This window comes from Stenotrophomonas maltophilia group sp. SKK55 (assembly GCF_057179845.1).
The window spans coordinates 68,760-90,287 of sequence record NZ_JBXUHP010000056.1 but is presented as its reverse complement, the minus strand read 5'-3'; the positions used below and the strand labels follow the sequence as shown (position 1 = coordinate 90,287).

Annotated in this window: 20 protein-coding genes and 1 pseudogene; 12 read left to right on the top strand and 9 right to left on the bottom strand. The window is 67.6% G+C overall.

Going from position 1 to position 21,528, the window contains the following annotated elements; all coding sequences use genetic code 11:
- Positions 1-464 precede the first annotated feature (464 nt).
- The 5 genes from AC2A1N_RS17115 (at position 465) to AC2A1N_RS17095 (ending at position 5,346) form a co-directional block, all read left to right on the top strand.
- On the top strand, positions 465-689 hold the full coding sequence (locus AC2A1N_RS17115; protein ID WP_484372973.1) for a hypothetical protein: 225 nt from the start codon (positions 465-467) through the stop codon (positions 687-689).
- A gap of 11 nt (positions 690-700) precedes the next feature.
- Positions 701-955, top strand: a complete 255-nt coding sequence (locus AC2A1N_RS17110; protein ID WP_005408345.1) for a hypothetical protein — start codon at positions 701-703, stop codon at positions 953-955.
- A gap of 210 nt (positions 956-1,165) precedes the next feature.
- Entirely contained in the window at positions 1,166-1,561 is a 396-nt protein-coding gene (locus AC2A1N_RS17105; protein WP_061479760.1) for a DUF2946 family protein, read from the top strand.
- A 129-nt stretch (positions 1,562-1,690) separates the two neighbouring features.
- Positions 1,691-3,829 (top strand): TonB-dependent receptor, encoded by a 2,139-nt coding sequence (locus AC2A1N_RS17100; protein WP_484372971.1) that lies wholly within the window; start codon positions 1,691-1,693, stop codon positions 3,827-3,829.
- A gap of 11 nt (positions 3,830-3,840) precedes the next feature.
- A complete protein-coding gene (locus tag AC2A1N_RS17095; RefSeq protein ID WP_484372969.1) occupies positions 3,841-5,346 on the top strand; it encodes a PepSY domain-containing protein in 1,506 nt (501 codons plus the stop codon).
- 9 nt (positions 5,347-5,355) lie between these two features.
- Here AC2A1N_RS17095 and AC2A1N_RS17090 read toward each other — a convergent pair whose 3' ends face one another.
- Together AC2A1N_RS17090 and AC2A1N_RS17085 are read right to left on the bottom strand one after the other, a co-directional pair.
- Entirely contained in the window at positions 5,356-6,489 is a 1,134-nt protein-coding gene (locus tag AC2A1N_RS17090) for an MFS transporter (protein WP_484372967.1), read from the bottom strand.
- 11 nt (positions 6,490-6,500) lie between these two features.
- Positions 6,501-7,277, bottom strand: coding sequence for a DeoR/GlpR family DNA-binding transcription regulator (locus AC2A1N_RS17085; RefSeq protein ID WP_061479764.1), 777 nt, complete (start codon positions 7,275-7,277; stop codon positions 6,501-6,503).
- 159 nt (positions 7,278-7,436) lie between these two features.
- Here AC2A1N_RS17085 and smqnr point away from each other — a divergent pair, with 159 nt between their 5' ends.
- Positions 7,437-8,084, top strand: a complete 648-nt coding sequence (gene smqnr / locus AC2A1N_RS17080) for a SmQnr family pentapeptide repeat protein (protein ID WP_061479793.1) — start codon at positions 7,437-7,439, stop codon at positions 8,082-8,084.
- Between the two features lie 3 nt (positions 8,085-8,087).
- Here smqnr and AC2A1N_RS17075 read toward each other — a convergent pair whose 3' ends face one another.
- Together AC2A1N_RS17075 and AC2A1N_RS17070 are read right to left on the bottom strand one after the other, a co-directional pair.
- Entirely contained in the window at positions 8,088-8,762 is a 675-nt protein-coding gene (locus AC2A1N_RS17075) for a class I SAM-dependent methyltransferase (RefSeq protein WP_061479765.1), read from the bottom strand.
- A gap of 87 nt (positions 8,763-8,849) precedes the next feature.
- Positions 8,850-9,548 (bottom strand): glutathione S-transferase family protein, encoded by a 699-nt coding sequence (locus AC2A1N_RS17070; RefSeq protein ID WP_061479766.1) that lies wholly within the window; start codon positions 9,546-9,548, stop codon positions 8,850-8,852.
- Positions 9,549-9,663: 115 nt separating this feature from the next.
- On the opposite strand from AC2A1N_RS17070, the gene AC2A1N_RS17065 reads away from it, so the two are divergent.
- A complete protein-coding gene (locus AC2A1N_RS17065; RefSeq protein WP_061479767.1) occupies positions 9,664-10,593 on the top strand; it encodes a LysR substrate-binding domain-containing protein in 930 nt (309 codons plus the stop codon).
- Positions 10,594-10,618: 25 nt separating this feature from the next.
- Here the strand turns inward: AC2A1N_RS17065 and AC2A1N_RS17060 are convergent.
- Positions 10,619-11,543: pseudogene (locus tag AC2A1N_RS17060) on the bottom strand (LysR family transcriptional regulator).
- A gap of 107 nt (positions 11,544-11,650) precedes the next feature.
- Here AC2A1N_RS17060 and AC2A1N_RS17055 point away from each other — a divergent pair.
- Positions 11,651-13,168, top strand: coding sequence for an MFS transporter (locus tag AC2A1N_RS17055; protein ID WP_154350331.1), 1,518 nt, complete (start codon positions 11,651-11,653; stop codon positions 13,166-13,168).
- Between the two features lie 278 nt (positions 13,169-13,446).
- Here AC2A1N_RS17055 and AC2A1N_RS17050 read toward each other — a convergent pair whose 3' ends face one another.
- Positions 13,447-13,851, bottom strand: a complete 405-nt coding sequence (locus AC2A1N_RS17050; RefSeq protein WP_061479768.1) for a GFA family protein — start codon at positions 13,849-13,851, stop codon at positions 13,447-13,449.
- A 170-nt stretch (positions 13,852-14,021) separates the two neighbouring features.
- Between AC2A1N_RS17050 and AC2A1N_RS17045 the strand changes: the two genes are divergently transcribed.
- Positions 14,022-14,996: an Lnb N-terminal periplasmic domain-containing protein gene (locus AC2A1N_RS17045; RefSeq protein WP_484373050.1), complete on the top strand. Its 975-nt coding sequence runs from the start codon at positions 14,022-14,024 to the stop codon at positions 14,994-14,996.
- The gene (locus AC2A1N_RS17040; protein ID WP_061479770.1) at positions 14,996-17,017 is read left to right on the top strand and encodes an esterase/lipase family protein; all 2,022 of its coding nucleotides are present in this window, start codon (positions 14,996-14,998) and stop codon (positions 17,015-17,017) included. Before AC2A1N_RS17045 ends, AC2A1N_RS17040 begins: the two co-directional genes overlap by 1 nt.
- Before the next feature lie 87 nt (positions 17,018-17,104).
- Here the strand turns inward: AC2A1N_RS17040 and AC2A1N_RS17035 are convergent, their stop codons facing one another.
- A complete protein-coding gene (locus AC2A1N_RS17035) occupies positions 17,105-18,526 on the bottom strand; it encodes an MFS transporter (RefSeq protein ID WP_061479771.1) in 1,422 nt (473 codons plus the stop codon).
- 29 nt (positions 18,527-18,555) lie between these two features.
- Here AC2A1N_RS17035 and soxR point away from each other — a divergent pair, with 29 nt between their 5' ends.
- Complete coding sequence (gene soxR / locus AC2A1N_RS17030; protein ID WP_111197479.1) at positions 18,556-18,990, top strand: redox-sensitive transcriptional activator SoxR; 435 nt, start codon at positions 18,556-18,558, stop codon at positions 18,988-18,990.
- A gap of 78 nt (positions 18,991-19,068) precedes the next feature.
- On the opposite strand, the gene AC2A1N_RS17025 is transcribed toward soxR, so the two are convergent.
- Complete coding sequence (locus tag AC2A1N_RS17025) at positions 19,069-19,671, bottom strand: short chain dehydrogenase (protein ID WP_134969238.1); 603 nt, start codon at positions 19,669-19,671, stop codon at positions 19,069-19,071.
- Between the two features lie 98 nt (positions 19,672-19,769).
- Between AC2A1N_RS17025 and AC2A1N_RS17020 the strand changes: the two genes are divergently transcribed.
- Positions 19,770-20,645, top strand: coding sequence for a LysR family transcriptional regulator (locus AC2A1N_RS17020; RefSeq protein WP_095377013.1), 876 nt, complete (start codon positions 19,770-19,772; stop codon positions 20,643-20,645).
- Positions 20,646-20,704: 59 nt separating this feature from the next.
- On the opposite strand, the gene proC is transcribed toward AC2A1N_RS17020, so the two are convergent.
- Positions 20,705-21,526 (bottom strand): pyrroline-5-carboxylate reductase, encoded by an 822-nt coding sequence (proC, locus tag AC2A1N_RS17015; RefSeq protein WP_061479775.1) that lies wholly within the window; start codon positions 21,524-21,526, stop codon positions 20,705-20,707.
- Between the last annotated feature and the right edge of the window lie 2 nt (positions 21,527-21,528).

The window sequence follows — 21,528 nt, the reverse complement described above, 5'->3', positions numbered from 1 at the left end:
GATCGGTCCACCGCAGCGGGTAGTGGCCAATGCGCTGTGCAATGCCTGCCGTGTGCCGGCCACGCGACGGCGGACCAACGCGACGTGGCCAGGGCAAGGTGGAGGGAGATGACGTGATCATGGTGTCGGAAAGTGACACCATTTGCAACACCTTCCAGTACCTTGCATCCCTGGTCCGGATGAAAACTGTCAGCGGGCGATGGATCTGCGATGACGTGCGCAGATCGTCGCCTGCGCGACGTTGCGTCGCAGTTGGCGAGAACCGCTTTTCCGATGATGCGATCGCCGTCAGAGACGGCCCTTCGTTTCAATCCACCGCCCCTCGGGGCACCCATGCACAAGGAGCCTGCATGCCTGAAATCCATTGCAACTGCGAACGCCGATCCGATGCCGAGCCCGCGTTTTCCACTGTCGTCGCGGCGTTCTCAATCGGTGCGACCACCCCCCGATAAAATACAGCTGGCATGACGGACACCATCGACGAAGCGCAGGAATTTGAAGCGCGCCATCTGCAACGCGCATTGGCCCGGCACGCAACGCGGGCCAGCAACGTTGCTCCTCTCTCACCCATTGGGGAATGCCACAACCCGGACTGCAGCGAAGACTTCGACAACGATCCGGCCAGGCTGTTCTGTGGGCCTGCCTGTGCCGAGCGTTTCGAAGCCATCCATCAACACCGCAACGTATAGGAACAGGGGACATGTCTCTGAACAGCAACGACGCTGGCTTCACCGAACGCATCGCCGGATTGTCGGCCGAGCTCGCCGTGCTGGTGAGCCTGGTGGAGAACCACATCCATCTGCAGTTGGCCGACCTGGCCGATTCGGGTGATGTGGATGCACAGGAGCGATTCGCGGTGGCCGATCCGGAACGCTGGTTGGAGAACGCCCGCAACAGCCTGCAGGCGGGCGTCATGTTCCTGGAACGTGCGGTGCAGCAGCCCGCGCGGTTCTAGCAATGCGATGCGGGGACGGAAGGGGCCGTAAGGTCGCCTTCCGTCCCCCCTGGGGCCATGGAGAGCGCCTGCGTCCGAGGCTGCGTCATAACGTCGCACCATCTTTCTGGAAACCCTGAACATGGTCCAAGGTTGGTCATCCCCCCGTAGAATGGGGGTGTGCGTCGTTCTGTCCTCCACCGCCGGTTCCAGGTCCTGGCATGGCTTGCCATGCTGCTGGTGCTGCTCGCCCCACTGGTGAGCCGCTGGCTGGCGCATGGCCACGTTGCGACCACCGCACCGGTGGCAGCCATGAATCACGCGATGCACGCAGAGCATGCGCAGCACGCGATGGAAGGGCACCACGACCATCACGCGATGGCAATGCAGCACGGGGAATCGAAAGCGAAGCCGGCTGCCGATCCACACGCCGACCATGAGATGGGTGTGGACTGCGATTACTGCCTGATCGCTGCGCGGCTGATCACCCTGCTGGTGGCGGCAGTGCTGCTGTTGGCGCCGATGGCACAGGTGTGCCGCGCGCTGCGCGGTGCGGTACGGACGTTGCCGCAACGGATCAGCGGCACATTGGGAGCGCGCGGGCCACCGGCCTTCATGGCCGCCTGAGCCGCACGCGCGTTGCATTGAACGTTTTTCCATGAGGTTGCCGGCCACGGCCGCTGCCCGCACGCGCGTGTCTGTCCCTTTCTGATTGCTGCCCTGCCATTGCGGGGTGGCCTTGCATGCCGTGAAAAAATGAAAACGAACCCCAACCCCGCGTACCTGCGCCGGGCGACGCTGCCTGTCGCTTGCGCGTTGCTGCTGCACTCCGCTTCTGCCCTTGCGGCCGACGCGGCACCCCCGACCACGCTGGATACCGTGCGCGTGGTCGATACCCGCAGCGGCGAGCTGTCCTCCACCGCCAGCGCCGGCTCTGCGTTGGGCCTGAGCGTGCTGCAGACACCGGCCAGCCTGACGGTGATTTCGCGCGAGCACCTGGAGCAGCGCGGCGACAGCAACCTCAACGATGCGATCAGCCGGGCGGGTGCGATCAGTGCCATGCCGCACCCGGGCAATGGCCTGAGTGCGCTGTCCAGTCGCGGCTTCACGGACGGTGCCTCGGTGATGCGGCTGTACGACGGGCTGCGCCAGTACGGCGGCGTGGGCATCACCTTCCCGTTCGATACCTGGCCGATCGAGCGCATCGAAGTGCTGCGCGGCCCGGCCTCAGTGATCCATGGCGACGGTGCGATTGGCGGCGTGATCAGTATCGTGCCGAAGAAGCCCTCGCGCGGTGCCATCGAAAACGAGATCAGCATGACCGTGGGCAGCGAGGACACCGCGCGGCTGGGCTTCGGCAGTGGTGGCGCGCTGACGCCCGGGCTGGCCTACCGGCTGGATGTGAGTGGCAACTACAGCGGTGGCTGGGTCGACCGTGGCCGCAACAACGATGCGACGTTCTCCGGTGCGTTGCTGTGGCAGGCTCGCCCGGACCTGCAGCTGACGCTCACCCATGCGCAGGGCTACCAGCAGCCGATGCGCTACTTCGGCACGCCGCTGGTCGAGGGCCGCCAGCTGGAGGCGCTGCGCCACCGCAACTACAACGTGGACGACAGCGAGATCCGCTTCCGCGACCGCTGGACCCAGCTCGATGCACTGTGGACGCCAACCGCGAATGTGGAATGGCGCACGCGCGTCTACCAGATCGACAGCCAGCGCGATTGGCGCAACGCCGAGGCCTATGTCTACAACCCGCGAACCGGGTTGGTCGACCGCTCGGGCAACACCCAGATCACCCACAACCAGGACCAGACGGGGCTGACCTCGACGCTGCGCGTGCAGGGCAGCGTGGGTGACCTGCAGAACAGTTTTGCCGTGGGCCTGGATGCCAACCGCGCGCACTTCAAGCACACCAACAACACCTACACCGGCAGCTCCGGCCCGGTCGATCCGTTCCATCCGGTGCCGGGGCAGTTCGCCAGCGATGCGCCGAACCTGCCGCGCTACCGCAACCGTGCCGAGCAGTACGCGCTGTTCGTGGAGGACCGGCTGGCGCTGAGCGAGCGCTGGTCGGTGCTGGGTGGGCTGCGCCACGACCGCGCGCGCATTGATCGTACCGATCTGATCAGGGGCCAGAACGCGTTCTCGAAAACCTACAGTAGCACCGGCTGGCGCGCAGGCACGGTATTTGCGCTGCAGCCGACGCTGAGCCTGTATGCGCAGTACTCGCAGGCGGCAGATCCGGTCAGCGGGCTGCTGATGATCAGCCCGGCCAACGGAGCCTTCGACCTGGCCAAGGGGCGGCAGATCGAGGTGGGCCTGAAGCAGGCCTTCGACGGTGGCGAGTGGACGCTGGCGGCGTACCGCATCCGCAAGACCGGGCTGCTCAGCCGCGATCCGCTGGTGCCGGATCGCCGCGTGCAGGTGGGCGCGCAGACCTCGCGCGGTATTGAAGCGTCGTTGACCTGGAATGTCGCGCCGCACTGGACGCTGGATGCCAACGCGACGGTGCTGACGGCCGAATTCGAGGACTTCCTGGAAACCACGGGTTCGCCGGCGGTGCTGGTATCGCGTGATGGCAACGTGCCGCCGAACGTAGCCGAGCGCCTGGCCAGTGTGTGGCTGGGCTGGCAGTTCGCACCGGACTGGAATGCGGCGGGTGGCGTTCGCTACGTCGGCAAGCGCTACGCTGACAACGCCAATACACTGGAGCTGCCCGGTTACAGCACCACCGATCTGGCACTGACCTGGCAGGCGGCACCGCGCACGCGGCTGTCCGCGCGGTTGTTCAACGTGTTCGACAAGGCGTACTACGCCACCGCGTACTACACCAGCACCCAGTGGCTGCTGGGGGCGGACCGGCGCGTCGAATTCACCGTCGACCATCGCTTCTGAGGGCGCTGGCGATGACGTTGCGTTCCACCGCCAAGCGCTGGACCTACCTGGTGCATCGCTGGCTGGGCATCGGCGGATGCCTGCTGATGCTGCTGTGGCTCGTCAGCGGCATGGTGATGCTGTTCATTGGTTACCCGAAGCTGACGCCCGGCGAGCGGCTGGCGGCGTTGCCGGTGCTGGGTGAGGCCCGCGACCTGCAGGGGCTGTCTGTACTGCCTGCCGCCGTGCAGGCCGAGCCGGAGGCTGTGGCATTGACCACGCTGCGTGGCGAGCCGGCGTATGTGGTGCGAAGTGGCAGCAACGTGGGCGCCTGGTCTGCCGTGACCGGCCAGGCCCTGCTGCCGGTGTCGGCACAGCGCGCCGAAGCATCCGCCGCGCAGTTCGCGGTCGGCCAGGCCTTCGTGGGTGCGATGCGCGTGGAGGAGGACCGCTGGACGCATTCGCGCGCATTGGATGTGCATCGACCGCTGTATCGCGTCGAGGTGGGCGGCGCGCAGCCGGGCGACCTGTACGTGTCCTCGCGTACCGGTGAAGTGGTGCTGGACGCCCCGCATGTGCAGCAGCGCTGGAACTATGTGGGCGCCTGGCTGCACTGGCTGTACTTCCTGCGCATGCAGTCGGTGGACCCTGTGTGGACGTGGGTGGTGATCGTGCTGTCCGCGCTGTGCACCGTGGCGGCGATCAGCGGCATCGTGGTGGGAGTGTGGCGCTGGCGTTTCCGTGGGCACTATCGTTCCGGTGCGAAGACGCCATACGTGGAGTCGTGGATGCGCTGGCACCATCTGATCGGATTGTGTGCCGCGGCCTTCGTGTTCACCTGGATTTTCAGCGGCCTGATGTCGATGAATCCATTGGGCGTCTTCAGCAGCACGCATGCTGCGATCGACGGTGGGCGCTATCGTGGCGGCGCGGTGGCGGTGGATGGCGTGTTGGGTGAGCCGGCAAAGCTTCTGGCGGTGGCCGATGCTGAGTGCTTCCGGCCAGTTGAGATCCAGTGGCGACGGATCGGTGGTGAGCTGTTCGCGGTGCTGCTGGACGGGCAGGGCGAGACCCGCATCGTGTCCGGCAGCGACGAGCATCTGCAGGTTGCGCACTTGCTGCCAGCCGCGTGGCTGCAGCAGAAGGCGCGGGCGCTGTCCGCTGCGCCCATGCAGGGCTTCGTGGTGCAGCAGACAGCGGATGCCTACTTCTATCCGCGTGCACCGGAAGCCATGAACGGCGCAGCAGTGCGCCGCTTCCCGGTGGCCGTGGTGGACTTCGGTGATGCCGAAGCGACGCGCGTCTATCTCGATCTGGCTACGGGCGATCCGTTGCTGACGATGGGGCATCGCGAGCGGGTGGGGCGCTGGTTGTTCTACTTCCTGCACAGCTGGGATCTGCCAGCGATGCTGCGCCAGGAAGGTGCCCGGCTGGCGGTGTTGCTGCTGCTGAGCGCTGCCGGCACCGCGTTGTGTGCCACGGCGACGGTGATCGGCTATCGGCGATTGCGGATGAAGCTGCGGCGCAGACGGCGTTGATGCCGCGGGCTACACCCGCAGCCAACGCGTGGACATCGCCACCAGCAACAAGGCCGTGGCCACGCCGATGAACGCGGCGATCAGGCCGAAGTGGTTGGCAGCAAAGCCGATCAGCGCCGGTCCGGCAAGGATGCCGGCAAACCCCAGCGTGGACACGGCAGTGATGGCCAGCGCGCCGGGCATGCGGGTCTGGTGGCCGGCCAGCGAGAACAGTGCGGGTGCGATGTTGGCGCAGCCGAGGCCGACCAGCACATAGCCGAGCAGTGATGCCTGCCACGGCGTGACCAGGGTCAGCACCAGCACGCCCGCGGCGGCAAGCAACGCGCCGAACACGATCGCGCGCTGGCGGCCCACGCGTGCCACCAGTGCGTCGCCGAACAGGCGCGCGACGGTCATCGTCAGGGTGAAGGTCACATAGCCGATGCCGGCGAGGCTGGCATCGACGCGACGCACGTCGCTGAGAAACACTGCGCTCCAGTCCAGCATCGCGCCTTCACCGAGGAAGGCGACGAACGCCAGCACGCCGATGAACAGCACGATGCCGTGTGGCAGGGCCAGCATCGGCGTGTCATGCGGCATGCGTTCGCTGTGCCAGTACGACGCCGACAACAGCATCACCAGAAACATGGCGCCGACGCCGACCAGCACGGATGCCAAGGGCGACAGCTGTGCGGACAGCAGCACGGTCATGGTGGCCGCGCCGAGGAAGCCGCCGATGCTGAAGAAGGCATGGAAGCCGGACATCATCACGCGGCGTGCGTCGCGCTCGACGATGACGGCCTGTACGTTCATCGTGCAGTCCATCGCGCCCACGGCGGCACCGAACACGAACAGCACGAGGCCCAGCGTCCAGGCCGAACCGGCCAGCGCCAGGCCGGGCACGGTCAGGCAGATCAGCAGGCTGCTGGCCACCATCACCCGCCGGCAACCGAGGCGCGCGGCGAGCACGCCGGACAACGGCATCGCCAGCAGCGAACCGGCACCGAGGCAGAGCAGCACCAGCCCCAGCGTGGCGTCGTTGATCCCGGTGCGCGCCTTGGCGAACGGCACCAGGGTGGCCCACAGCGCGGTGGCGAAGCCGGGAATGAAGAACGCAGCGCGGGTCGCGTGCTGTTCGGCACGCGCGCGGTTGGCAACGGACATGAGCGGTACGGTCAGGGCGGAGTGGGGTGTACCGCGATGCCTGCGGCGCGGAAGCGTGCCGCCAGCGCCGGCGGGGCCGAGGTGGTGAGCACCAGGTCGTCGATCTCGTCGAGGCTGGCAATCTGCCAGTTGCCGCGTGCACCGAGCTTCTCAGTAGTGGCGGCGACGATGACGCGGCTGCTGCACGCGACCATCGCGCGCTTCAGCGTGGCCTCTTCTGCATCCATTGCCCACACACCAGTATCGCCGTCCACCGCGCAGGGGCCGGGCAGGTACACGTCGGCGCGCAGGCGCTGCACCTGGGCCAGTGCTTCTGCGCCGACCGCACCGCCACCGCTGGCCAGGCGGCCGCCGATCAGCTGCACCGAGGTGCCTTCAAGCATGCTGGCGGCCGTGGCGATCTGTGGCGCATTGGTGATCACCATCAGCCCGAGCGCGGGCGGCAGCTGCTGGGCGATCGCCAGGTTGGTTGAACCGGCGTCGAGCAGTACGACCTGCCCGGGTTGCAGAAGCGCGCACACGCGTGCGGCCAGCTCGGCCTTGTCGCCGCGGTCGCGGGTCAGGCGCTCGCGCAGCGGGCGCTCCTTTGGCGGCGGCAGCACGGCGCCGCCGTAGACACGCTGGCACAGGCCCTGTGCGGCCAGTTCGCGCAGGTCGCGGCGGATCGAATCTTCGGAGACGGCATAGCGGCGCGCCAGCTCGGCGGCGACCACGCGGCCCTGCTGGCGCAGTTCCTCCAGGATCTGTCGGGTGCGCTGGGCGGGGAGGGGGCTGGGATCGGAGCTCATGCCACAAGTCTGCACGTTCGTGCATTAACGTGCAACACCGTGCATCCGGTATTGGGGGGCACGGGGCGGCTGGACTGCCGGTGAATCCGCCCGCGCCCACGTCTATGGATCACCCTCGCGGCCCGGCATGATGGCGGGACTCCTGGCATGGAATCCCTGATGTCCCGCACCGTTCACCGCAAGCTGCGCATCGGCGCGGACCAGTACACCGGCCAGAAGGTGGTCGACCAGCAGTTCCATGAGTGCGATTTTTCCGGTGCCGACCTGACCGCCACCGAGTTCATCGACTGCAGCTTCTACGATGCCGACAGCCGCAGCGGCTGCCGCTTCAATGGCGCCACATTGAAGGAGGCCAGCTTCCGCAGCTGCGACATCAGCATGTGCCACTTCAACTTCATCAAGGCGCTGGGCCTGGAGATCAGCGAGTGCCGCGCGCAGGGTGCGGATTTCAGCAACGCCAGCTTCATGAACCAGATCACCACGCGCAGCGGGTTCTGCAGCGCCTTCATCAAGAAGTCGAACCTGCGCTATGCCAATTTCTCGCGGGTCACGCTGGAAAAGTGCGAGCTATGGGAAAACCGCTGGGACGGTGCAAACGTGAGCGGCGCCAGCTTCGCTGGCTCGGACCTGTCCGGTGGCCAGTTCGAGGGTGTCGACTGGAACAGCGCCAACTTCACCGACTGCGACCTGACCAATTCCGATCTGGGCGAGCTGGACCTGCGCAGCACCAACCTGCGTGGCGCCACGCTGGGTGTGCAGCAGGTGGCGCTGTTGATGCAGCGCATCGGCATCACGGTGGTGCCGTAGGCATCAGCCGGCGTACGCCACCCAGCCCTTGAAGCTGAAGCCCGCATAGAACAGCTCCACGCCGTCGAAGCCGGCCTCCTGCAGCAGCGCCACTTCCTGTTCGGGCGCCAGCAGTGGCAGTCGCTCGGCAATGGCGTCGATCGCGCGCTGTGCATCGGCGTGGGCAACACCCGAGGCTTCGGCGAACGCGGCGTAGCGCTGCAACCAGCGCAGCTTGCCGTCCGGATCCTGCGGCACGCTGTGGTGGGCCACCACCAGCGGCGCGCCGGGCTGCAGGCGCCTGTGCAGCTCGCGCAGCGTGTGCAGGCGCTGCGCGGCGTCGAGGAAGTGCAGGGTCAGCAGGCAGCTGGCACCTTCGAAGCGCACGTCGGGGGCATCGTCGATGTAGCCTTCCAGCAACTGCACGCGCGACATCAGCGGGCCCAGTGTCTGCTCGGCCAGGGCCAGCATCGGTGCGGCCGGGTCCACGCCCAGCAGCTGCCAGCCCGGCTGCGCCTCGGCAAAAGCCTTCAGCTCCAGCCCGCCACCGGCGCCCAGCACCAGCACGCGGCCCTGCGCGGGAACGTGTTCGGCCAGCAGCAGGCGACTCATCTGCTGCAGCGCGAGGAAGCCCGGCACCTGGCGCAGCGGGCCCTCGGCATAGCGGGCAACGGCCTGCGGGTCGGAGAACGAGGACATGCGCGGATTCCTGCAGCAGGGGACATACCACTGTAGCGCGGCGCGCAAGAGGCATTGCGCGCCGCTGCCGCACAGGCAGGGCAGGACTCAGGCCGCCGCGGCCTCAAGCACGTCTTCCAGCCGCACCTCGCCGAGGAAGCCACCGCTGCTGGTAGCCGGCCGCTGTGCTTCGATGGCGTGGGCGAACTGCACGCCGGCGTCGTCCTGCAGGCGCTCGAACAGCTGCTGCACCCTGGGGAACTCGCGGCGGTCGACCACCTGGTGGTAATCGTTCCAGCGGGCGATGCCGGCGAAGTAGGCGTCGGCGAAGCTGCGCTGCTCGCCCAGCAGCCACGGGCCTGTGCTGAGCATCTGCTCCAGCGCCTGGTGGGCCTGGCGCACCTTGGTGGTGCCATAGGCACGCAGCGCCTTGCCGTCATCGCCCTCGGCGTGTTCCAGCGCGTGCCAGAGCGGGGCGTAGGCACCGAAGAAGCTGGTGTTGAGATAGGCCAGCCGGTGGTTGAGGCGGTCGAAGCCGGAGGTGCCCTGTGCGAAGCCCAGCCCCTGCGCAACGCCCTTGGCGGCCAGGTGGTTGAGGATGGCCAGGCTCTCGCTGAGCAGTTCGCCCTGCGCGGTGCACAGAGTGGGGGTTTCGCCCAGTGGATTGAGGCGGCGATAGTCTTCGCCCTGCACCTGGCCGGGCATGTCGATACGGCACAGGTGATACGGCTGGCGCAGCCATTCCAGCGCGACGATGGAGCCGAACGAGCAGCCCGAGGGCACGCCGTAGAAGAGGATCGGGGTCATGGCAGGTTTCCGGTTCAAGCCGCGATGCGGCGGGTGAGGAAAGCGTGCCTGCGTGGACATTGCCCCGGAAGCGGTTCGAATGGCATCCTGAAGTCCACACCTGTGGACGTTGCGCATGCTCAACCTCAACGATCTGGCCCTGTTCGTGGCCGCAGTGGAGCAGGGCGGTTTTGCAGCAGGCGGACGCCATCTGGGCCTGCCGCGCTCGACGTTGAGCAAGCGCGTGGCGCTGCTGGAAGAACACCTCGGGGTACGGCTGCTGCAACGCAGTTCGCGGCGCTTCGCGCTGACCGAAGTCGGCCAGGCGTTCTTTGATCGCGCACGCGCGGCGTTGTCCGAGGTGGAGTCCGCCGAGGCCATTGTCCGTGACCGCCAGGCCGAACCGAGTGGCACCGTGCGCATCAGCGCTTCGATTCCGGTGGTGCAGGGCGAGCTCGCCGTGTGCCTGCCCCCGTTGGCCCGCCGCTATCCGCGGCTGCGCATCGAAGTTGAAGTGAGTGATCGTTTCGTCGACCTGGCGCAGGAAGGCATCGACATTGCCTTGCGCAGCCACTTCGGTCCGCTACCGGATTCCGGTCTGGTGCAGCGCTCGCTGAGTAGAGAACGCATCGTGCTGGTGGCGTCGCCTGGCTATCTGGCAGCCGCGCCAGCAGTGGATACGCCCGAGCAGCTACGCGCGCATGCCGGCCTGCTGACGGCGCGCCACGCAACGCGCTGGACACTGCACGGCACCGACGCCCGCACCGTGCAGGTGGAACCGCAGGTTGCGCTGGTCGGCAATGAATCGCAGCTGCTGATCGCGGCGGCCGAAGCGGGCCTTGGCATCACGGTGTTGCCGCACAGCCTGTGTGCCACAGCGATTGCGGCCGGCCGCCTGCAGCAGGTCCTGCCGGCGTGGCATGCCGGCGAAGTGACCACCAGCGTGCTGCTGCCGCATCGTCGTGGACAGTTGCCGGGTGTGCGCGCGGTGGTGGATGCGCTGGTCGCGCATTACCAGCTCAACGCAGCGCCAGCGCCCAGGGAAAAAGGCGACGGAGGGGATTAGGTCGTTTCGGGCACAGTAGGGCCGATTACGACTTAATCCCCTCCGTCCCCTTTTTATGAGGCGTCCTGGAACAGGTTCGTGACGGCATAGTCGATGAACACCCGCAGGCGTGCACTGGGATGGCGCCCACCGGCCCATAGCAGCGAGAACTGCCCCTGGTGCGTAGGTAGTGTGGGCAACACCTGTTGCAGGCGGCCGTCGGCCAGCGCGTCGGCGGCGAGGAAGTCAGGCATCCAGGCCAGGCCCATGCAACCGATCGCAGCGGCCAGCACGGCTTCCATGTTGTTGCAGGTCATCGCCGTGGAAAGGCGCGCCCCGGCGTCGCCTTCGATGCCCGGCAGCTGCCACGGATGCAGTTTTCCGGTGGTGGGGTAACGGAAGCGCAGCGCGGTGTGCAGGCGCAGGTCGCCTACATCGCCGGGAATGCCGTGCGCCTTCAGATACCCCGGTGCCGCGCAGAGGATGAAACGAAAGCCGCCCAGTCGCCGTGCGGTCAGGCTGGAATCGGCCAGTTCGCCGCTGCGTATCACCGCGTCCAGCCCTTCGCTGACCACGTCGACGATGCGGTCATTGAACTCCAGTTCCAGCTGCACCTGGGGGTAGCGTCGCTGGAATCCGGGCAACACCGGCAGCAGGAAGCGGTAGCCGATGGTGGGCAGGCCGATGCGCAGCAGCCCACTGGGAGCGTGCTGTCGTTGCGCCAGGTCCGCCTGCGCTTCGGAAAGTTCATCCAGTGCGCGGCGGCAGCGCTGCAGCAGCAGTTCGCCTTCGTCGGTGAGGTGCACGCGGCGGGTGGTGCGCTGGAACAAACGGGTGCCCAGGTTCTGTTCAAGGCGGGCGATGCGCTTGCCTACCGCCGAGGCGGACAGGCCGAGTACGCGGGCAGCGCCGACGATGCTGCCCGCCTCTGCGGTTCGGACGAAGGCGAGCAGGGCAGAGATGGAGTCCATGACCGACATGATTGCGGAACATATGGCCGCAATCAACGTCCATAGAGCCTGTTTTTCAGGAATAACGGCCCGCCCATCATCAGTGCCCCTGATGGATGGAGGCCCGCATGGCCCCGGTTTCGATGCTCCCTGTACCTGCCCAGACGCCGCAACGCTGGACGCTGCTTGCGGTTTGCCTGGCCGCGCTGGCGCTGCCGTTGTCCTTCACCGCCGGCGCCGTCGCGGTGCCGGTGCTGTCCCGCTCCTCAGTGGCATCGCCCACTGCGCTGGCCTGGGTGACCAACGCCTTCATGCTCACCTTCGGCAGCCTGCTGCTCGCTGCCGGTGGCTTGGCTGATCGCCATGGCCGACGGCGGATGTTCCTGCTGGGCACGGCCGGCTTCACCGTCGCGACGGCCGCTGTATGCCTGTCGCCTACGCTGCTGTGGCTGGATCTGGCGCGCGCTCTGCAGGGCGTTGCCGCTGCCGCAGCGCTGGCCTCGGGCACCGCTGCGCTGGCGCAGGGCTGGCAGGGACCGAGGCGTGCCCGTGTCTTCGCCCTGCTGGGCACGACATTCGGTGCGGGCCTGGCGCTGGGGCCGCTGCTCGCGGGCCTGCTGCTGCAGGCGCTGGGCTGGCGCAGCGTGTTCGCTGCGGGCGGTGTGCTGACGTTGGCGGCGTTCGCACTGGCCGCGCGCGCGTTGCCCGAAAGCCGGGGCGAGCGCGGACGGCTGGACATCGCCGGCATGCTGGGCTTCAGCCTGATGCTGGCGGCATTGACCCTGGCCCTGCTGTGGCTGGGCGAGTACGGCCTGCACGCCGGTCGCGTGCAGCTGGCGCTGTTGGCGACGCTGCTGTTGGGCGGCGCGTTCGTCTGTACCGAACGGCTGCATCCTTCCCCGTTGCTGGACCTCTCACTGTTCTGGCAACCGGCGTTTCTCGGCGTCCAGCTGCTGCCGGTGGCGACCTGCCTGGGCTACGTGGTGCTGCTGGTCGTGTTGCCTCTGCAACTGCTGGGCGTGCATGGCCAGAGCACGACGCTGGTGGGACTGCAGATGCTGGCGCTGTCCGCGCCGATGCTGGTGCTGCCGATGCTGGCTGCGCGCTGGGCGGAGCGCGTTGGAAGTGCGCGGCTGTGCACGCTGGGACTGCTGGTCTGTGCCTCTGGCCTGTACCTGTTGTCGCGCCACGCATCGCAGCCGTCGCCCTCGCAGTGGGTGCCGTTGCTGATGCTGGTCGGTGCAGGGACGGCCTTGCCATGGGGCCTGATGGATGGGCTGTCGGTGAGCGTGGTGCCTGTACAGCGTGCGGGCATGGCCGCCGGCATCTTCGGAACCGTGCGGGTAGCGGGCGAAGGCATCGCCCTGGCCGCAGTGACGGCGCTGCTGGCGATGCTGGCCGACCAGCAGCTGCATGGGGCATCGCCCTCGTCGTTGGCACGCGCCGGTGCCTATCTGGCGAGCGGGTCCCGCGACCAGGCGGCGGCACTGCTGCCGGCGATGAGCGGTGAGCAGCTGCAGCAGGTCAGCGCCAAGGCGCTGGCAACACTGCTGCGTGTACTGGCACTGCTGACGGCTGTGTGTGCTGTGTTGTTGCACCTGTTGCTGCGGAAACGCAAAGGCACGTTGGCCGAGCATACGGCGTAGCAGGCTCATCGCCCCCTCCGCCGTCATCCCGTTGTCGTCTTCCGCTCACGCCACCCATGCCCATCCAGGTCTAATGTTGATCGTCCCCGTCCCCCACGGAGACCCGCCATGTGGCTGCTCGATCATCTCTGGCCTGGCCGTCGACCGCTTCCTCCCCCGGCCGCGGATGCGCCGCAGGCACCGCCGCGCCGGCCTTGGCTGAAACGACCCGCGCGGGCGGGGCGCAGCGGCATGGCGCCCTGGCAGAAGATCGCCACGCCGCCGCGGCGCACGCGCCACTAGTCGCTGCGGTCTGACGGGTGATTGATCCCGTCGCTGACCGGAATGACCCCCAGCGCAAACGGGTCGATGCCTTCCAGGCAGGCCACGTTGTAGCCGTACTGGTCGGGGTTGGAGCGGCGCCGGTGATGGGTGTAGATGCCGCACACGCCGCAGAAGTAGTGCTCGGCCACATGGGTGTTGAACTGGTACTTCTGCAGGTGATGCTGCCCGCGCACCACTTGCAGGCCCTGGCGGGGGACGCTGGCGGCGATGGCACCCCGGCGCCGACACATCGAGCAGTCGCAGCGGCGGGGATCGACGATCCCGTCCGGCAGGTCCAGCAGCAGCTCGACCGTGCCGCAGTGGCAGGTTGCGCGGTGCCGGGGTTGGACCGGAACGCCGGCCACGGAAGTGATGCCCATCGTTGCTCCTGTGTGATTCATCTGGCCGCGGGGCCGCCGCAGACGGTGCGCCGGCGTGCCTGAACGGGCCGTAGATGCCACGGTGAACCCGCTTGTGGCTAACTATGCGGCTTCGGGACCGCGACAGGATGCCAGTGAGAGCCGCAGGACGTTGGATGACAGGAAGTGCCATGGCGCTGGCAGCGTTGTGGGTGACCGGGCTGCTGGCTTACCAGATGCCCGGGCCGGGCTGGCTGGTGAACGGTATTGCCGTGCTGTGGCTGCTGGCTGCGCTGTGGGCCTCATGGCGGGTCGCGCGTGGCCGCAGCAGCCGTCGCCTGGGCCTGGCGTTCGGCGCTTCGCTGGCGCTGGCTGGCCTCTGGTGGCTGCTGCTGACCCCGCGCCAGGACCGCGTATGGGCCGACGACGTGGCCCAGCGCCTGCATGTGGTGTCCTTCGATGGGCGCCACGTGGTGTTCGACAACGTGCGTGATTTCACCTGGCGCAGTGAAACCGACTACGACGCGCACTGGGTGCGCCGCGCGTACGACCTGGACCAACTCCGCTCGGCCGACCTGGTGCTGTCGTACTGGATGGGCCCGGCGATCGCCCACACCCTCATCTCGTTTGGCTTCGAGGATGGGCGCCACGTGGTGTTCTCGCTGGAGATCCGCAAGGAGCGCGGCGAATCGTTCTCGGCACTGGGCGGCTTCTTCCGCAAGTTCGAGATGACCCTGGTAGCCGCGGAGGAGACCGACATCATCCGCACCCGCACCAATGCGCGCGGTGAGGACGTCTACCTGTACCGCCTGCATGGCATGGACCGGGCGCAGCTGAAGGAGCTGTTTGCCGCGTACATCGCACAGGCACGCGAACTGGATGCGAAGCCGGGCTTCTACAACACGCTCACCAGCAACTGCACCACCATCGTCTTCGACCTGGCCCGCCACATCGCGCCGCGCCTGCCGCTGGACTACCGCCTGCTGCTGTCCGGCTACCTGGCCGAGTACGCACAGGAAGTGGGTGCGTTGACCCCGGGTGTGCCGTACGCCGAGCTGCACGACAAGGGCCGCATCACCCAGCGCGCGTTGGACCTGGGCAGCGGCGAACACTTCTCCACCGTGATCCGCCAGGGCGTACCTGGCACCGAGCAGGACCCGCAGTAATGACTCGACTCCTCCTGATCCGCTGGCAGCGTGCGCTGCCGGTGTTGTTCGCCGCCTTCCTGCTGCTGGGCAGCAGCGGTTGTGCGATGGTCACCGTCAAGCAGGTCAAGTCCAGCGATTCGCTGGTCAACAAGCGTGCCGACGTGCTCAATACCGGCAAGCTCAGCCCCGCCGCGCGCGAGACGCTCAGCGCGGCAGGCCTGGACGAATCGCAGTGCGAGAAGGACTTCCTGGTCTGCCGCAGCACGCTGCTGATGACCGACGATCTCAATGTCGAGCAGCGGCTGTCGGCGCTGTCCGAACTGTGGGTGAAGGCCGCGCTGGCGCTGACGCCGAAGAAGACCGCAGCCGGTGATCCGCCGATGAGCGACGCAGCGCTGGACGCCTGGCTGGAAGCCGCGCGCTACGCCTATGCCTACCTGTTCTACAGCGGCCGCTCGCCGTCCGACCGTGCCTTCGAGGACCGGCAGACACAGGTGCGAGACTACTACAACTACGCCGCCGAGAAGGCAGCGGTGGTGCTGTTCGTGCGTGCGCGCGCCGCTGCGTTGGCTGGCGAGGACTACACGAAGCCGATCTCGGTTGGCAGCTGGTCGCTGGCCTCCAACTACCAGCAGCTGAACCTGAAAAGCATTCCCGCGCAGCTGGTGCCGGCCGGCACGGTCAGCTTCGTCGGGCTGCGCAGTACTTATCGCCGTGATGGCTTCGGTGCCGAGCTGGTGATGGTGATGGACCCGCCGAAGCTGGTCGCACCCGTAGTCGCAGCGGATGGCCCGAAGGCCGAAACGGCAGCGGATGAAGGCGGTGACGAGCGCCGTGGCCGTCGCCACCGGCATGACGATTCGGTGCCTGAGTTCAGCGAGATGTCCTCGATCAACGTCACCGCGTTGCTGCGCTTCGAAGGCAGCAGCCTGGACGATGTGATGCGGACGCGCCGGGTTGAACTGGATGCCTATTCGCCGGAAGCCACCGAGCGCATCACCCTGCACGGCGAGCAGGTGCCGCTGGCCGGCAATTTCACCGCGGCTTACGGCCTGTGGCTTGCCCAGAGCGGCTTCGCCCGGCAGTCACTGCGCACCCTGTTCGGCATGAGCGAGGGCATCGGCGAGCCACACATCTACCTGATGCAGCCGTGGGACCCGAACCGCCGCATCATCTTCATGCTGCACGGCCTGGCCAGCAGCCCGGAAGCCTGGGTGAACCTGGCCAACGAGATCATGGGCGACCCGGAGCTGCGCCAGCAGTTCCAGGTGTGGCAGGTCTATTACCCGACCAACGCACCGATCGCGCTGAACCGCTACGAGATCGCCAACGCGTTCAATGACACGCTGAAGCACTTCGATCCCAATGGCAGCACGCGTGCATCGAAGGACATGGTCTACATCGGCCACAGCATGGGCGGCGTGCTCGCGCGGCTGCTGGTGAGCGATTCCGGTGACGTGCTGTGGAACGACCTGCTGGCCAACTATGACCTGAAGGGCGAGCGTCTGAAGCGCGTGCAGAACAAGCTGGGGCCGTTGCTGCATTTCAAGGCACAGCCGAACGTGGAGCGCGCGATCTTCATCGCCGCTCCCCACCAGGGCACCGATATTGCCGGCAACAAGGTCGGGCGCCTGCTGGGCCGGCTGGTGCGCCTGCCGCTGACCATTCTCGGCAAGTTCGAGGATGTGTTCATGGCGCTGGCGCAGGCCGAGCAGCAGGTCGATGGCACGGCCAAGCCGAAGATTCCCAACAGCATCGACAATCTCAAGGCCAGCGATCCGTTCGTCAAGGCCGCAGCGCAGCTGCCGATCGAAGCGGGACTGAAGTACCACTCGATCATCGCCCAGCGCAAGCCGGAGCTGCCGGTGGACAAGTCCGATGACGGACTGGTGCCGTACTGGAGTGCGCACCTGCCGGGTGCACAGTCGGAGAAGGTGATCATTTCCGGCCACAGCGTGCAGGAGACCCCGCAAGCGGTGCTGGAAGTGCGGCGCATCCTGCACCGGGATATCGATGACGTGGGGACGGGGACCCGGTAGTGCCAGCCGCTGGCCGGCACTCTCCGCGCACGCGGGAATCCCGTGATGGTGCCGGCCAGCGACCGGCACTGCCGAAACCCGACGGCGCTACACCCGCCGCGCGATCACCGCAGCCAGCACCGCCAGGCCGAAGGTGATCGCCAGGCACAGCAGGTAGCCGGTGTGCGGCGCGCTTTCCACGAACAGCGCGAACAACGCACCGGAGACCGCCAGCGCGGTGGTCACCGACAGGGCCTCGCTCAGCTGCAGGGCCGACGTGTTGGCACCCTGCTCATGCGCTGCTGACAGCGATAGCGTGAGTACCGAGAGGCTGGCGTAGATCATGCCCATGCCGAAACCGGTGACCGTCCAGCCCACCAGGGCCACCGGCAATGGCACTGCATTGAACAACACCGCAAGCGTTGCGGCGATGCCGACCGTCATCATCGCCGTGCCGACGCGCAGCAGTTGCTGGCGTGACCAGCCGCGCTGCTGGTGACCCTGCAGCCAGGAGCCGGCGAACCAACCGAGTGCGCCGAGGCTGAGCACCGCGCCGGCCCAGCTGGGCGGGAGTCCGCGTTCGCGCTGCAGCAGCAGCGGCAGGTAGGCTTCGCAGGCGAAGAATGCGGCAGCGGCGATGCCGCGCAGTGCAATCACGCTGGGCAGGCCCCTGCGCAGGATCAGCGTTCCGGCCGGCAGCAGGCGATGCACGCATAGCAGCAGCGCCAGCATCGCCACGCCGATGCAGAGCAGGGCGGTCGGACCGTGCTGCTGGCCGCCGAAGTACAGCAGCAGCGCCGCCAGCGATGCACCACTGGCCCAACGTACGACGTTGCCGCGCCCCTCGTCGTCGTTGCTGTCGGCGGAGGCCTGCATGCGCGCCAGCGCAGGCCGCAGCAACAGGGCAGCAGGGACTGCCAGCAGCGGCACTGCCAGGAACACCCAGCGCCAGCCGAGATGCTGGACGATCAGGCCGCTCAGCGCCGGGCCGACCATCGAGGGCACCACCCAGCCCGCCGAGAATGCCGCGAACACCTTCGGCCGCAGGTGCTCGGGGTAGCTGCGGCCGACCATCACGTACAGCGAGACCGAAATCGCGCCCGCACCCAGGCCCTGCAGCAGGCGCCCGGCCACCAGCATGCCCATGCGCACGGCGAAGCCGGCCAGCAGCAGGCCCAGCACGAAGCAGGCCAGGCCGTACCACAGCGGCCGTGCCGGGCCCTGGCGGTCGGCCCAGCGTCCGGCCAGGGTCATGCCGATCACGCTGGTGGCCAGGGTGCCACCGAAGGCCAGCGCATACAGGCGCAGGCCGCTGAGTGCTTCGGCCACCGTGGGCATCGCGGCCGCGACGGCCAATGCTTCGAAGGCGTGCAGCGCGACCAGCGCGACCATGCCGAGGGTGGTGGCGCGGTAGCGCGCGGACAGGATCGATGTGTCAGCCGGCAGGCGGGTGTCGGCGGGAGAGAGGGTCGGGGTCATACCTGTCAGGTGCGGGCCGCGCTTGTCAACGGGCGGCGAAGATAGCAGCATGCCACCTCAACTATAGTTGAGGTCAAGCAATGGCATCCCAGGAACTCAGCGTTGGCGAGGTCTCCCAGCGCAGTGGCGTGGCCGTTTCCGCACTGCATTTCTACGAGCGCAAGGGGCTGATCAGCAGCCTGCGCACCTCGGGCAACCAACGCCGTTACAGCCGCGACGTGCTGCGCCGGCTGGCAGTGATCCGCGTTGCGCAGCGGGTGGGCATGCCACTGGAAGCGGTCGGCCGCGCCTTCGAGAGCCTGCCTGAAGGCCGTGCACCGACCAAGGCTGACTGGGCCAAGCTGTCCGCGCGCTGGCGCACCGAGCTGGAAGAGCGCATCCACATGCTGCAGCTGCTGCGCGATGAACTGACCGGCTGCATCGGCTGTGGCTGCCTGTCGCTGCAGCGTTGCCGCCTGGCCAACCCCGGCGACGTCCTCGGCGAACGCGGCGACGGCCCGATGCGCTGGGAATGAAAAAGGGGACGCGCTCCCGGTAGCGCCGGGCCATGCCCGGCGGACGAAAACGACTTAATCCCCTCCGTCCCCTTTTTCTTACCAGGCCGTGATCGTCTCGCCGCTCTGGATGCCTTCCACTGCACGCTGGAAGGCCAGTGCGGCGCGTTGCGCGCTTACCGCTTCGAAGCCCGGGAAGTAGGGGCCGTAGGCCGCCATCGATTCGATCAGTACGTTCGGGCTGACCACGTTGATGCGCAGGCCGCGCGGGAGCAGTTCCAGTGCGGCGGCGCGCACGAAGCCTTCCAGTGCGGCATTCACTGCGGTGGCGTTGACGCCGTCGCGGATCGGTTGTGCGCTGACGATGCCGCTGGTCAGGGTGATCGAGCCGCCACTGTTGAGATGGTGCTGGGCGGCCAGTGCCAGCCGCACCTGGCCCAGCAGCTTGTCCTGCAGGCCCAGGTTGAACTGCTCGGGCGTCATGTCCTGCAGCGGACCGAAGTGCAACTTGCCGGCGGTGGAGATCACCGCATCGACTGCACCGGTACGCGCAAACAGCGCGGCGACGCTGGCGTCGTCGGTCAGGTCCACGCGCAGTTCGCCACTGTGGCGGCCGGCGGCGAGAATCTGATGCTGTTGGCCGAGCTGACGGGCGACTGCCTGGCCGAGGGTGCCACTGGCACCGACGAGGAGGATCTTCATGGCCGTTCCTTGCGTGTGGGAGTGAGCGCAGTCTGCGCCGTCACAGCGGGGTTAGGTAAGCGGCGTATGATTCGCAGATTCCTAACTCTGGATTAGCAATGGATACCCTTCGCTGCATGCAGGCCTTCGTCGCCGTGGCCGAGCGCGGCAGCTTTGCAGGGGCCGCCGAACAGCTGCAGGTGTCGGCGGTGATGGTGGGCAAGTACATCCAGCAGTTGGAAGCACATCTGGGCACCGCGTTGCTGCAACGGAACACCCGCCGCCAGCGCTTGACCGAAGCCGGCAGCGCCTACCTGGCCGGGTGCCGGCAGGTGCTGGAGCAGGTGCAGCAGGCCGAGGCCGATGTGGCCGGCCTGCAGGTACAGCCGCGTGGCCTGTTGCGGGTCAGCGCGCCCACCACCTGGGGCAGCTGCGTGCTGGCGCCGCAGCTGGCCGGCCTGCTGCGCGCGCAGCCGCAGTTGAATATCGAGCTTGACCTGAGCAACCGCCGCGTGGACCTGATCGAAGATGGCTTCGACGCGGCGATCCGGGTCGGGCCGTTGCCATCGCAGGAAGTGGTGGCGCGGCCGCTGCCGCCGTATGCGATGAGCCTGTGCGCGGCGCCGTCTTACCTGCGCAGGCGCGGCACGCCGCGAACACCGGATGACCTGCAGGGGCACGACTGCCTGAGCCACCTGGCCTGGCGCGGCGGGCATGGTTGGCAGTTGGCCAACGGCGAACAGGTCGACTGGGAGGCACGGCTGAGCAGCAACGATGGCTTCGCGTTGCGCGAAGCCGCCGTGGCCGGGGCCGGGCTGGTACTGCAGCCCACCGCACTGCTGGCGGCGGAGATCGCAGCGGGGCGGTTGAAGCCGCTGCTGCGCGACTACCTGCCCGAACCGCGGCCGATGCACCTGATCTACCTGCCCGATCGACGTCCGCGCCCGCGTTTGCAGTGCTTCGTGGATTTCGTCATGGCCACGTTGGGGCAATGATCATCCACGCCATGCGTGGATGATGGTAGGTGCCGACCGTTGGTCGGCACACATCGGGATCAATCATTCGCCGCAGACAATTCCTGTCCACGCACCTGCGCGGCGCGCAGTGCATTGTCCACCAGTGCCTCGAAGCCGCCAGCCTGGAAGCTCTCGATCGCGGCCTGGGTAGTGCCGTTGGGTGACGTCACGCGGCGGCGCAGCTCTGCGGGGCTCTCACCGGCCTCATCCAGCATGCGCGAGGCGCCCAGCAGGGTCTGTACCACCAGCGTGCGCGCGGCGTCGGCCGGCAGGCCCTGGGCAATGCCCGCTGCTTCCATCGCTTCGGCCAGCAGGAACACATAGGCCGGCCCGCTGCCAGACACGGCGGTGACCGAATCCATCAGTGCCTCGCGTTCGATCCACACGGTGCGCCCGGCACTGGCCAGCACCTGTTCGGCCTGCGCGTGCTGCTGTGCATCCACCGAGGGCGTGGCATACAGGCCGGTCACGCCGGCGCCGAGCAGAGCGGGGGTATTGGGCATTGCGCGCACCACCGGCAGGTTGCCACCCAGCCAGCGCTCCAGCTGTGCGCTGGTGATGCCGGCAGCGATCGACACCACCAGTGGCCGGTTTGCCTGGGCCAGTGCCTGCAGCGATTGGCAGACCTCACGCAGCACCTGCGGCTTCACCGCCAGCAGCCAGGTGCTGCCCTGTGCGGCGGCATCGGTGGCGTTGTCGTGTACCTGCACGCCGAAGTCGGCAGCCAGCGACTCGCGCAGCGCTGCAACCGGTTCGGCCACATGGATGTGCGCGGCGGGCACGCCCTGGCGGATCAGACCGGCGATCAGGCTGCGCGCCATGTTGCCGCCGCCGATGAAGGTGATGGAATCAGCTGCCATGG

Coding starts and splice junctions, on each gene's coding strand:
- AC2A1N_RS17090 (WP_484372967.1), bottom strand. CDS start 6,489: ATGTCCGTTGCCAACCGCGCGCGTGCCGAACAGCACGCGACCCGCGCT.
- AC2A1N_RS17050 (WP_061479768.1), bottom strand. CDS start 13,851: ATGGGCATCACTTCCGTGGCCGGCGTTCCGGTCCAACCCCGGCACCGC.
- AC2A1N_RS17020 (WP_095377013.1), top strand. CDS start 19,770: ATGGATACCCTTCGCTGCATGCAGGCCTTCGTCGCCGTGGCCGAGCGC.
- soxR (WP_111197479.1), top strand. CDS start 18,556: ATGGCATCCCAGGAACTCAGCGTTGGCGAGGTCTCCCAGCGCAGTGGC.
- AC2A1N_RS17085 (WP_061479764.1), bottom strand. CDS start 7,277: ATGAGCTCCGATCCCAGCCCCCTCCCCGCCCAGCGCACCCGACAGATC.
- AC2A1N_RS17105 (WP_061479760.1), top strand. CDS start 1,166: ATGCTGCTGGTGCTGCTCGCCCCACTGGTGAGCCGCTGGCTGGCGCAT.
- AC2A1N_RS17100 (WP_484372971.1), top strand. CDS start 1,691: ATGAAAACGAACCCCAACCCCGCGTACCTGCGCCGGGCGACGCTGCCT.
- AC2A1N_RS17070 (WP_061479766.1), bottom strand. CDS start 9,548: ATGACCCCGATCCTCTTCTACGGCGTGCCCTCGGGCTGCTCGTTCGGC.
- AC2A1N_RS17110 (WP_005408345.1), top strand. CDS start 701: ATGTCTCTGAACAGCAACGACGCTGGCTTCACCGAACGCATCGCCGGA.
- AC2A1N_RS17035 (WP_061479771.1), bottom strand. CDS start 18,526: ATGCTGCTATCTTCGCCGCCCGTTGACAAGCGCGGCCCGCACCTGACA.
- AC2A1N_RS17025 (WP_134969238.1), bottom strand. CDS start 19,671: ATGAAGATCCTCCTCGTCGGTGCCAGTGGCACCCTCGGCCAGGCAGTC.
- proC (WP_061479775.1), bottom strand. CDS start 21,526: ATGGCAGCTGATTCCATCACCTTCATCGGCGGCGGCAACATGGCGCGC.
- smqnr (WP_061479793.1), top strand. CDS start 7,437: ATGTCCCGCACCGTTCACCGCAAGCTGCGCATCGGCGCGGACCAGTAC.
- AC2A1N_RS17040 (WP_061479770.1), top strand. CDS start 14,996: ATGACTCGACTCCTCCTGATCCGCTGGCAGCGTGCGCTGCCGGTGTTG.
- AC2A1N_RS17095 (WP_484372969.1), top strand. CDS start 3,841: ATGACGTTGCGTTCCACCGCCAAGCGCTGGACCTACCTGGTGCATCGC.
- AC2A1N_RS17075 (WP_061479765.1), bottom strand. CDS start 8,762: ATGTCCTCGTTCTCCGACCCGCAGGCCGTTGCCCGCTATGCCGAGGGC.
- AC2A1N_RS17055 (WP_154350331.1), top strand. CDS start 11,651: ATGGCCCCGGTTTCGATGCTCCCTGTACCTGCCCAGACGCCGCAACGC.
- AC2A1N_RS17115 (WP_484372973.1), top strand. CDS start 465: ATGACGGACACCATCGACGAAGCGCAGGAATTTGAAGCGCGCCATCTG.
- AC2A1N_RS17065 (WP_061479767.1), top strand. CDS start 9,664: ATGCTCAACCTCAACGATCTGGCCCTGTTCGTGGCCGCAGTGGAGCAG.
- AC2A1N_RS17045 (WP_484373050.1), top strand. CDS start 14,022: ATGGCGCTGGCAGCGTTGTGGGTGACCGGGCTGCTGGCTTACCAGATG.